Annotated in this window: 11 protein-coding genes; 10 read left to right on the forward strand and 1 reads right to left on the reverse strand. The window is 69.2% G+C overall.

What is annotated here, in order from left to right; translation table 11 throughout:
- Positions 1-203 precede the first annotated feature (203 nt).
- The 10 genes from FFS27_RS19810 to FFS27_RS19855 all read left to right on the forward strand — a co-directional run bounded on the left by FFS27_RS19810 (position 204) and on the right by FFS27_RS19855 (position 11190).
- Complete coding sequence (locus FFS27_RS19810) at positions 204-1430, forward strand: DUF2599 domain-containing protein (RefSeq protein WP_003112111.1); 1227 nt, start codon at positions 204-206, stop codon at positions 1428-1430.
- 106 nt (positions 1431-1536) lie between these two features.
- Entirely contained in the window at positions 1537-2217 is a 681-nt protein-coding gene (locus FFS27_RS19815) for a hypothetical protein (protein WP_003088189.1), read from the forward strand.
- Positions 2218-2308: 91 nt separating this feature from the next.
- Positions 2309-2815 carry a sigma-70 family RNA polymerase sigma factor gene (locus FFS27_RS19820; RefSeq protein ID WP_003088185.1) on the forward strand — a complete coding sequence of 169 codons (507 nt, stop codon included), beginning with the start codon at positions 2309-2311 and terminating at the stop codon, positions 2813-2815.
- On the forward strand, positions 2812-3762 hold the full coding sequence (locus FFS27_RS19825) for a FecR domain-containing protein (protein WP_023101334.1): 951 nt from the start codon (positions 2812-2814) through the stop codon (positions 3760-3762). The genes FFS27_RS19820 and FFS27_RS19825 overlap by 4 nt, the downstream gene beginning before the upstream one ends.
- A 207-nt stretch (positions 3763-3969) precedes the next feature.
- Entirely contained in the window at positions 3970-6384 is a 2415-nt protein-coding gene (locus FFS27_RS19830; RefSeq protein ID WP_009315576.1) for a TonB-dependent receptor, read from the forward strand.
- Between the two features lie 40 nt (positions 6385-6424).
- Positions 6425-7576, forward strand: a complete 1152-nt coding sequence (locus FFS27_RS19835) for a PepSY-associated TM helix domain-containing protein (RefSeq protein WP_003088170.1) — start codon at positions 6425-6427, stop codon at positions 7574-7576.
- Positions 7573-7761: a hypothetical protein gene (locus FFS27_RS19840; RefSeq protein WP_003088166.1), complete on the forward strand. Its 189-nt coding sequence runs from the start codon at positions 7573-7575 to the stop codon at positions 7759-7761. Before FFS27_RS19835 ends, FFS27_RS19840 begins: the two co-directional genes overlap by 4 nt.
- Before the next feature lies 1 nt (position 7762).
- On the forward strand, positions 7763-8974 hold the full coding sequence (locus FFS27_RS19845; RefSeq protein ID WP_011666695.1) for an MFS transporter: 1212 nt from the start codon (positions 7763-7765) through the stop codon (positions 8972-8974).
- Entirely contained in the window at positions 8971-10611 is a 1641-nt protein-coding gene (locus FFS27_RS19850; RefSeq protein WP_023101335.1) for an alpha/beta hydrolase family protein, read from the forward strand. The genes FFS27_RS19845 and FFS27_RS19850 overlap by 4 nt, the downstream gene beginning before the upstream one ends.
- A 42-nt stretch (positions 10612-10653) precedes the next feature.
- Positions 10654-11190, forward strand: coding sequence for an HIT family protein (locus FFS27_RS19855; protein WP_003088158.1), 537 nt, complete (start codon positions 10654-10656; stop codon positions 11188-11190).
- Positions 11191-11364: 174 nt separating this feature from the next.
- On the opposite strand, the gene FFS27_RS19860 is transcribed toward FFS27_RS19855, so the two are convergent.
- Positions 11365-11461, reverse strand: a 97-nt coding sequence (locus FFS27_RS19860) for a pyridoxine 5'-phosphate oxidase C-terminal domain-containing protein (protein WP_272483171.1), incomplete at its 5' end; no start/stop codon positions are given.

Here is an 11461-nt window from a genome sequence, read left to right on the forward strand (position 1 = left end):
GCCGGGAATGCCGGGGTCACCCGGCATTCCCGGCAGCGCCCGGTTGCAGACTGGCGCCACCACGTCCCACTGACGTCCCAACGCCGACGGCCATGCCGTCGCAAGCGCTTCATCCCCCGCGATCCGCCCGTCGCGCTCGTCCCCATCGGGACCAACCGGGCCGCCCCCGGCCCGCTCCTTCGAACCTGCGTGGAGTCCATCCCATGAACGGAAGCAGATCCACCTTTCTCTACCTTCTCGCCGCCGCCGGCCTGGCGCTGACACCCGCGGCCCAGGCCGACCGGGGCAACGACGTGGTCGCCCGGCTCAACCAGTTGTACAACGACACCCGCCAGGATTGCGGCGGACCGTCGAAGCCGGCATTCCTCTGTTCCGGCGTGCTGTTCCGCGCCACCTGGCCTTCGACCGACTACATGTTCTACAGCATCAGTCCGAAGAGCCAGAAAAGCGGCGGCGTCTCCGCCTCCTACCTGCGCAAGGACGCCAAGTACCGCAAGCTCGCCTATGGCCTGAAGAGTGGCTTCATCTTCGACACCATCTTCGGTAATCCGAAGGACCACCAGGACTATGCGGTGCTCTGTTCCTTCCCCATCGACGCCGCCACCGACGACCGCGCCCAGCAGGGTTGCACCGATTCGCGGCGCACGCCGAACAGCGTCGAGAAGTCCTGCCAGGACATCAACGTCAGCACCGCCGAGCAGTGGGCGGCGAACTACCGGCAGAACCGCGGCGACCATTCGCGGCAGTGCTCCTTCGACGTCCGCGACGAGCGCAATACCGCCGCCGGCCCGGCCTTCTACCAGAGCATCCGGGCGATGGCGCAGATCGCCGACGAATCCTTCACCACCCAGAACGAACTGCGCCTGGCCAAGTGGGAGGAAAACCCGCCGAAGTCGCCGTCGATCCTCGCCGCGTTCTACACCGAGGACGCCGGCCTGGAGGGCGCTCGGCTCAACCAGATCCAGTGGTACCAGTCGGTCCAGGCATTCCTCCCGATCATCAACATGCGACTGCCGCAGACCCGCCAGCAGGACGCGCAGTTCGCCTACGACGGGCGTAAGCAGGCGATCTACCCGACCAGCGAGAAGAATGCCTGCGAGCGCTATGTGGAAAGCGCCACCTGGGTGGAGCGCGACGATCCGGGCTTCAGGAAGAAGATCATGACCCTGGAAGTGGTACCGACCGATTGCGGGCGCAAGATCCAGGACAACCAGACCAACAATTTCTTCAACGAGCTGGTGGTCGACCACTACCTGGACAGCGAATGGAAGGACAACCCGGACAACCGCGACAGCAATATCGGCAGCATGCGCCGACAACTGGTCTGCCACTTCAACGTCGCCCGCAACAAGCCCGAGTGGAACCTGGAACCCTCGCGGCCGTACACCTCCAACGAGGACTCCATCGCCAAGGGCTGCAATAACACCTGAGGCCGCTCCGCGGGGGCGCTACGGCGTCCCCTGCGAACAGCGATATGGCCTTTTGATATCACACGCTCTACCATGCCGTCTTTCCAAGCCGCCAGGGAACGAACGCATGGCTTTCGATGCCGCCCGCTATGTCCACCGCTACTACGCCAGCCTGGCGCCCGCCCCGGGCAACGAATACCCGCGCCTGAGGGCCTGGGAGTACCTCTGGGAGTATGTCTGGGACCCCAGTCGCAGCTGGGACGACCTGACCGCCCCCGAACAGCTCGACACCACCGCCCTGCACCTGGGTTTCTACCTGGCCAACTGGGGCATGTTCCGTGGCTCCTCGGGACTGCTGCAGAACAGCAACCTGGACCTGATGAAAGCGCTGGCCCGGCAGCTCTTCAGCGGTGCCGGAGCGGAACTCTTCGAGCTGTCCCTGGTGGATTTCGCCGGCAACGGCGCGCGCCTGGCGCACAACCGCAAGCTGCTGGAAACGGTGCTCGGGTCGATGGATGCCCTCAGCAGCCGGGTGAGCTGGACCGACACCCTGAAGAGCAAGATCCTGCTCGGCGTCTGGGGCGAGTTTCCCGCCCTCGACCGCCACTACCTGGCCGCCTGTCGCGCGCTGTATCCACGCCGGGGCCTGACGAGCGTCAACGGCGGCACCCTCACCGCGCTGCACCGCCTGATCGGCGAAGAAAGGCTGTCGTTCCCGCGCCTGGAGACCGCCCGCAAGGGGCTCCTCTATCCCACCGGACGCCTGGCCGACATGGCTTTCTTCCAGTACGGCCTGGAAAACGCCTGAGGCGCTGCGCCGCCGATCCGGGGGACTTGTAGGCATGCCCTCGCTGTAAGTAGTATGAGACTCATTCTCAATTACAACAGCGATCCCCTCCATGCCGCCGGCCGACGCCTCCCTGCACGACGCTGTGAGCCATCTCTATCAGGACCACCATGGCTGGCTGCAAGGCTGGTTGCGGCGACGCCTGGGCTGCGCGGAAAACGCCGCCGACCTGGCCCAGGACACCTTCGCCCGCCTGCTCGCCTCGCGCCGGGTACTGGATGCGCGCGAACCGCGCGCCTACCTGACCACCGTCGCCAAGGGGCTGATGATCAACTGGTTCCAGCGCCAGTCGCTGGAGCGCGCCTACCTCGATGCCCTGGCCAACCTCCCGGAAGACCTCGCGCCGCCGCCGGAACAGCGGTTGATGGTGCTGGAAACCCTGCATGAAGTAGACGCCCTGCTCGGCAGCCTGCCGGACAGGGTCCGCCAGGCGTTTCTCCTGGCGCAGATCGAAGGCCTGAAGTACGAAGCCATCGCCGAGCGCCTGGGCGTGTCCCTGGGCTCGGTCAAGCGCTACATGCAGCAGGCCTTCCGCCAGTGCCTGGAGCTGATGGAATGAATTCCGCGGGCGAAGGCCGGATTCCCTCGCCGATCCTCGACGAGGCCGCCGAGTGGCTGGTGCGCCTGCAGGACAGCGGCTGCACCGACGACACGCGCCAGGCGTGCGCCCAGTGGCGGCAGCGCAGCCCACAGCACGCCCATGCCTGGGAGCGCGCCGAGCGCCTGCTGCAATGCCTCGGCCGACTGCCGCCGGCGCTGGCCCTGCCGACCCTCGGCCGCGAGCGCGGGCTGGACCGGCGGCGCGCGATCAAGCACCTCGCCCTGGTCCTCGGCGGCGCCTCGCTGGGGCTCGCCACCTGGCAGGCCGAGCCGTTGCGCGACTGGCTGGCCGACCAGCGCACCGGCGTCGGCGAACAGCGCCGCCTGACCCTGCCCGACGGCAGCCTGCTGACCCTGAACACCGACAGCGCCGTGGACCTGGCCTTCGACGCCAGCCAGCGGCTGGTACGCCTGCTGCGCGGCGAGATCTTCGTCGATAGCCGCGCCGACCCGCGTCCGTTCCGCGTCGCCACCGCCGAAGCGCGGCTGCATGCCGGTGCCACCCGCTTCAACGTACGCCAGGAGATGGCCGCGACCCGGGTCGCGGTACTCGCCGGGCGGGTCGAACTGAGCCCGCTCCACGGACGCGGGCGCTGGCTGGAAAGCGGCGAGTCGGTGCGCCTGGGCGCCGACGGCGAAGCGCGCCGGCTGGCCTTCGACGGCCTGCCGGACGCCTGGACCCGCGGCATGCTGATGGCCGACCGGATGCCGCTGGCCGAGGTGCTCGCCGAACTCGCCCGCTATCGTCGCGGCTTACTGCGCTGCGACCCGCAACTGGCCAGGCTGGCGGTGTCGGGCGCCTATCCGCTGCTGGACCTGCGGCGCACGCTGGGCATGCTGCAGGCCACCTATCCGCTGAAGGTGCGCGGGGTGACCGACTACTGGATCAGCCTGGTACCGGCGTGACGGCGCGGCCGCCATCCCCGTGGCAAGCGCCCCTCGCGTCCACCCCGGCAGGCCGTCCGCCGTTGCGCCGGAACAGGCGTTGCCATCGACATACCGTGCTCCGCAGAAAAATAACCGCCTCGACCTGAGACCTTTTTCCTTCTCGGCTGGCAAGTAGAGGAATCCGCCCCGACCCAAGGTCCGCAGAGACCACGAGGAACCCTGTACATGCCCGTACGCACGCTTCGCCCCCGTTCGCTGTCCCTGGCCATCCACGCCGCCGCCATGACCCTCGCCCTCGCCGGCGCGGCCCCCGACCTGCTTGCCGCCGAGGCGCCCGCCGCCAGCTCGGCGCGCAGCTATGACATCGCCCCCGGCCCGCTCGGTCGCACCCTGTCGGCCTTCGCCAGCGACAACGGGGTATCCCTGGCGTTCGACCCGGTCCTCGCCGAGGGTCGCCGCAGCGCCGCCCTGCGCGGCCGCTACGCGCCGGTCGAGGCGCTGCACCGCCTGCTGCTGGGCAGCGGCCTGGAGTTGCAGCAGCGCAGCGATGGCAGCTACACCCTGGTGCCGGCAGCCACCGATGGCGCGCTGGAACTGCAATCCTCGCTGATCACCGCCCAGGCCGCCGGTGCCGAGACCCTGCCCGCCGAGTACGCCGGCGGCCAGGTGGCCCGTGGCGCGCGCCTGGGCATGCTGGGCAACGCCGACGTGATGGATGCGCCATTCAGCATCACCAGCTACACCGCCAGGACCATCGAGCAGCAGCAGGCGCGCAGCGTCGCCGACCTGCTACAGGCCAACGATCCGTCGGTGCGGGTGGTCGGCGGGCGCGGCGACCTGGTGGACAGCTACACGATTCGCGGCTTCAGCGTGCAGAACGCCGACGTCGCCTTCAACGGCCTCTATGGCCTGCTGCCGTTCTGGCGGGTACCGATCGAATTCGCCGAGCGCGTGGAAGTGCTCAAGGGACCGAACGCCCTGCTCGGCGGGATTTCCCCCGGCGGCAGCGTCGGCGGCACCATCAACCTGGTGCCCAAGCGCGCCGACGACCAGCCGCTGACCCGCGTCAGCGTCGATTGGACCCAGCGCGGCCAGCTCGGCACTCACCTCGACATCGGCCGACGCTTCGGCGAGAACAACGCCTTCGGCGTGCGCTTCAACGGCGTCTACCGCAACGGCGATACCGCCGTCGACCATCAGAGCCGCGAGTTTCCCATGCTCTCCCTGGGCCTGGACTTCCGTGGCGAGCGCCTGCGCCTGTCCAGCGACCTGCTGTACCAGAAGGAAAGCCTGGAAGGCGTGGTGCGCCCGCTGCTGACCGGCCCGGGAACCACTCACATCCCCCACGCCCCGGACTCGAAGACACGCTTCGGCCTGCGCGATTCCTACCTGGACCAGGAGGATTACTCCATGGTCAACCGCGGCGAGTACGACCTCGCCGACAACCTGACGGCGTTCGCCAGCATCGGCGGTCGCCAGAGCAACTACGAAACCATCGCCGCCAACAGCATCCTCATCGGCAACCAGGGCGATATCGTCAACAGCCTGGCACGCCAGCGCGGCGACCGCCGCACCTATTCCGCCGAGGTCGGCCTGCGCGGCAACTTCGACACCGGCCCGCTCCGCCACGACTGGACGCTCAGCGCCAACCGCCTGCACGAACGGCTGGGCATGGTCTACGCCTTCACCGGGATGCAGCCGGGCAACCTCTACCAGACCTCGCCGCACACGCCGCTGCCGGACTTCTCCAGCCTCGACGGGAGCATTCCGAAGACCAATGAAACCGACCTCGGCGGCGTGGCGCTGGCCGACAGGCTGTCGTTCCTCGAGGATCGCGTGCAGGTCACCCTGGGCGTGCGCCGCCAGCAGATCGAGTCGCGCAACTACGACCAGACCAGCGGCGCGCGCACCAGCCACGACAAGCGGCACGTGTGGACGCCGATGGCCAGCGTGCTGGTCAAGCCGCTGCAGGACCTGTCGCTGTACGCCAACTACATCCAGGGCCTCAGCCAGGGCGAGGCGGCGCCGATGACCGCGGCCAACGCCGGCCAGGTGCTGGCGCCATACAAGGCCGAGCAATACGAGATCGGCGCCAAGTACGACCTGGGCGGCTTCACCACCACCCTGGCGCTGTTCGAGATCAGGAAACCGAACGCCTATACCGACGCCAGCAACGTCTTCCGCGCCGACGGCGAGCAACGCAACCGCGGCGTGGAGCTGAGCCTCTATGGCGAACCCCTGGACGGCGTGCGGGTGATGGCCGGCGCCACCTACATCAAGCCCGAGCAGAACAAGACCGGCGACCCTGCCAGCGAAGGCAAGGACGCGCCCGGCGTGGCCCGTCGCCAGGCCAACCTGGGGGTCAGCTGGGACACCCCGTTCGTCGACGGACTGACCCTCGACAGCCGCTGGATCTACACCGGCTCGGCCTACGTGGACAGCGCCAACGCCCTCGCCGTGCCGCACTGGAACCGCGTCGACCTCGGCGCCGCCTACGCCTTCCAGGTCGCCGGCAAGCCGCTGGTGGCGCGCGCCAACCTGGAGAACGCGCTGGGCAAGGACTACTGGACCGCAGCCAACGGCTACCTGTCGATCAGCTCGCCGCGCACCCTTTCCCTTTCCCTCACGGCGGACTTCTGAGTCCGCCCCACCATAACCAGAAACCGCCGATGACCAGCCTATGACCGCGAAAACCCTGCGCACCTGGTACCTGGTGCACAAATGGACCAGCCTGATCTCCACGATCTTCCTGCTGATGCTTTGCCTCACCGGGTTGCCGCTGATCTTCCACGAGGAGATCGAGCACTACTTCGAGCCGCATCCGCAGCTCGAGCCGCTCACTGCCGAGTCGCCGCGCATCGACTACGACGACGTGATCGCCCGCGCCCTGGCCGCCCGGCCGGGCGAAGTGGTGCGCTTCCTGGTATTCGAAAAGGACGACCCGCTGGGCCTGGTGATCAGCGCGCCGAGCCTGGTACCGCCGCCGGAGAACGGCCACATGCAGCCGTTCGACGCGCGTACCGGGGAATTCTTCGACGCGCTGCCGCCGCCGGGCGGCTTCATGTACCTGATGCTGAAGCTGCACACCGACCTGTTCCTCGGCCTGCCCGGCTACCTGTTCCTCGGCCTGATGGGCCTGCTGCTGGTGGCCTCGCTGGTGTCCGGGGTGGTGGTATACACGCCGTTCATGCGCAAGCTGGACTTCGCCACGGTACGCGCCGAACGCAGCCGTCGCCTGAAGTGGCTGGACCTGCACAACCTGCTGGGCATCGTCACCCTGTCCTGGGTACTGGTGGTCGGCGTGACCGGGGTGATCAACACCCTGGCCCTGCCGATCCTGATGCTCTGGCAAGGCGGGCAGTTGGCGGAAATGACCGCGCCCTACAAGGACGCGCCGCCGCTACAGCGCCTCGGCTCGCTCGACGCGGCCCTGGCCACGGCACGCCGGGCGGCGCCGGACATGGAGGTCAGCTTCGTCGGCTTCCCCGGCACCCAGTTCAGCAGCCAGCATCACTATGCGGTGTTCATGCGCGGCAACACGCCGCTCACCGAGCGCCTGCTGAAGCCGGCACTGATCGACGCGCAGAGCGGCGAACTCACCGACATGCGCGAGATGCCGCTGTACGTGAAGACGCTCCTGCTGTCGCAGCCGCTGCACTTCGGCGACTACGGCGGCATGCCGCTGAAGATCGTCTGGGCGCTGCTCGACCTCGTCAGCATCGTCATCCTCGCCAGCGGTCTCTACCTCTGGCTCGGCCGACGCAAGACGCCATTGGAGAAGCGCCTGGCGGAACTGCCGGACGGCAGCCTGGCGACGGAGGGCAAGGCATGAGGCGCGGTCTCTGGATGATCTTCCGCTGGCCCCTGCTGCTGGCCCTGCTCGGCCTCTTCGGGCTGCTCTCGGCGCTGCTCGGCGACGGCCTCTACGACCTGCTCTCCTGGCTCGCCCTGGGCACTCCGCTGGTGCTGGTCGGCTGGGTCTGGCTGCGCCTGCCGCGAACCCGAAGGAATCCCTGAGATGACCACCCCGCCGCCCTCCGCCAACACCCTGGACCTGCGTCCGCTGATGTTCGAGACCTTCGTCTGCACCCTCGCGGTGATGTCCTTCGTCGCCCTGGTCGGCCCGCTCGCCCGCAAGCTCGGCCTGGCGCCCTGGCAGGCCGGCGCCGCGGTGACCGTCGGCGGCATCGCCTGGATGCTCGCGGCGCGGCCCTGGGGCATCGCCAGCGACCGGCATGGGCGACGGCGGATACTGCTCGGCGGGCTGGCCGGCTTCGCCCTCTCCTACGCCTCGCTCTGCCTGTTCATCGTGCTCGCCTTGCACTGGACGTTGCCGACCCTGCTCGCCTTCGCCGGTATCGTTCTCCTGCGCGGCCTCGCCGGCGGTTTCTACGCCGCGGTGCCAGCCTGCACGGCGGCACTGGTGGCCGATCACGTCGAGGCGCAACGACGCGCCGCGGCGCTGGCCGGACTCGGCGCGGCCAGCGCGATAGGCATGGTGATCGGGCCGGGGCTGGCCGGACTGCTGGCGACTCACGGGTTGGTCCTGCCGTTGCTGGTCACCGGCGCGCTGCCCCTGGTCGCCCTGCTGGCGCTCTGGCGCTGGCTGCCGCGCGAGGAGCGTCGCCAGCCGAACCGCGGCGCCGCCCTGGCGATCGGCGACCGCCGCCTGCGGCGGCCGCTGGCGGTGGGCTTCGTGGCGATGTTCAGCGTCACCGTGGCGCAGATCACCGTGGGCTTCTTCGCCCTCGACCGGCTGCGCCTGGATTCCGCCGACGCCGCGCGGGTGGCCGGCATCGCCCTGACCGCCGTGGGCGTCGCGCTGATCCTGGCCCAGCTCCTGGTGCGCCGCCTGGACTGGCCACCGCCGCGACTGATCCGGGTCGGCGGGCTGGTCGCCGCCATCGGTTTCGCCGCCGTGTGCTTCGCCGACTCGCCGCCGCTGCTCTGGCTGGCCTTCTTCGTCGCCGCGGCGGGCATGGGTTGGGTGTTCCCGGCAGTCTCGGCGCTCAACGCCAATGCCGTGCGCGCCGAGGAACAGGGTGCCGCCGCCGGCACCCTGGTGGCCGTACATGGCTTCGGCCTGATCAGCGGGCCGCTGCTCGGCGCGCTGCTTCACCAACTGGACAGCCGCGCCCCCTACGCGCTGGTCGGTCTGCTGCTGGCGCTGGCGGCGTTCTGGCCGAGCCAGCCGACGCGCCCCGTGGAAACGAGGAGCGAAGCACCATGACCGCTGTCGACCTGCTGCTGGTCGCGACCCTGCTGGCGGCCCTGTTCGCCTGGTGGATACCCGCCCTGCCCGGCCGCCGTGGCCTGCTGGCGCTCGCCTCGACGCTGGCGCTCGGCGCCGGCCTGTACGCTGCATGGGACGACCGCTGGCAAGCCGCCGTCGGCGCCTTCGCCGGTTTCTCCCTGCTGCTCGGCGCCTGCCTGCGCCGGAAGCCCGTGCGCGGCCTGCCGTTCCGGACCGGTTCGCTGTACGGCCTGCTGGTGCTGCTGGCAATCGCCGCGCTGTACCTGTTCCCGGTCGCGCCGCTGCCGGCGCCGAGCGGCCCCTATGCGGTCGGCGTGCGCGATTTCGAACTGGACGACCCCAGCCGACCCGGCCTGCTCGGCGCCCCGGCCGGACAACCGCGGCGCCTGCTGGTACGCGCCTGGTACCCGGCACGCCCGATCGCCGGCGCCGCGCCGCGTCACTATTTCGACCCAGGCGAGGCGCGCAGCACCGCGCGAGGCTTCGGTGAAATACTCGGCTTTCCGCCGTTGCTCACCTACCTCAAGCACCTGCGCACCAATTCCTATCCGGACGCCCCGCTGCGCGACGATTCCGCTCGCCTGCCGGTGGTGTTCTACAGCCATGGCTACAGCGCCTTCGCCGGCGGCAACTGGACCCTGATGGAAGAACTGGCCAGCCACGGCTACGCGGTCTACGCCATCCAGCACAGCGGCGACGCGTCGCCGACCCGCCTGCCCGATGGCACGCTGCTGCCCATGGACCCCGGGCTGGTCGAACACCTGCGCCGGGCCGCCCACGACGGCTTGCCGCAGGCCATGCGCCAGGGCTATGTCAGCGACGATCTCGACCAGCGCCTCGACGGCCAGTTGCACACCGCCCTCGACCTGCCCGCCCCGGCCAACCGCGCCGTCAACCTCAGCGCGCCGGTATGGCTGGCCGACCGCCTGTTCGTCCATGACCGCCTGCAGGCCGGCGAGGTCCCGGACAGGGTCGCCGACCTGGTGGCCGCCAGCGACTTCGCGCACACCGGCGAGATGGGCATGTCCTTCGGCGGCTCGACCACCGGCGCGGTCTGCATGGTCGACCGACGCTGCGCGGCGGCCGTCAACCTCGACGGCGGCGACTTCGACTTCGCGCCCTTCGATAGCGATTTCCCGGCACCGCTGCTGATGCTGCACGCCGACCTTGGCAACTTCTACCGGCTGTTCGGCATCGAAGCGCCGGCCCGCCCGAGAAGCTTCAACGACTTTTCCTACGAACGCTTCGAGCACGCCGGCCAGCGCCAGGACATTCATCGCCTGGTACTGCGCGATTCGGCCCATGCCGGGCTTACCGACAATCCGCTGTTCATCCGCCGGCCGCTGCGCGACGGGCTGCTCGGCTCGGCACCGACGGAAGTCCTCATCCAGGCTCCCAATGCCCTGGTGCTGGGTTTCTTCGATCACTACCTGCGCGGCCGCGCCAACGACTTTCCGCAAGCGCAGATGGCGCGCTTCCCCGCCTGGCTGACGCGCTACGACAACTCGGCGGTGCGCGACTGGTGGCTGGCCAAGCCGGAAGCCCAGCGCCTGGCGCTGCGACAACGCATCGACGATATGAAACGGCGCAAGACCGGGCTGGATCTTCCCTGACGACGGGTTACAGTGGGCGCCCCATCTGCGGAGCGCCGCCCCATGCATATCCCGCCCGAGCTGATCATCCACCAGACCCGCCACTGGACGCTGAACCAGCGGATCGACTCGGCCCTGCCCGGCTACTGCATGCTCGGCTCGCGGCAACCGGCGACGGCCTTCCACCAACTGCCGGAACAAGCCCTCGCCGAATTCGGGCCGCTGCTGGCCAGGGTCGAGCGCGAAATGGACGCGCTGCTGCGGCCGCGACGCATCTATGTCGGCCGCTACGGCCACATGCCCGGCCTGCCGGTGCATTTCCACCTGATTCCACTGTACGACTGGGTCGAGGAACTGTTCTGGGAGGACACGCGCTACCGGACGCTCCAGCAGTTCGGCGTGCCGACCGCCGAACCCCTTACCGATGGCGCCGAGCTGACCCTGTTCGTCTGGCGCGAATTCTGCGAACGCGCCGATCCGCCGGCCGTGCGCGGCATGGATCGGCAACAGGCGATCGCCGGATTGCGCCGGGCCTTCGGCTACGGCGTCCAACCCCGAACATCGCCTGGGCCGGACTCCGAGCCCGCGCAGGGCGCATGACCGCGTGCGGTTGGATGGGCTCCAAGGCCGCGTAGGGCGAATAACCGCTTGCGGTTATCCGCCATGAAACGTCGGCGCAGCGGCGGATAACGCCGGTGGCGTTATTCGCCCTACGGCCCGACTACGGGGCCGCGGGACGCATATCCGCCGTGAAACGCCGGCGCAGCGGTGTCGTCACGGTTGCAGGTAGCGGTGCTTCCAGCCTCCTTCGTCGCGGTCGTAGCGCAGGCGCTCGTGCAGCCGCTCGGTGCCGTTGCCCCAGAACTCCACC

This window comes from Pseudomonas sp. 2VD (assembly GCF_005503585.1).
GTDB lineage: Bacteria > Pseudomonadota > Gammaproteobacteria > Pseudomonadales > Pseudomonadaceae > Pseudomonas > Pseudomonas aeruginosa.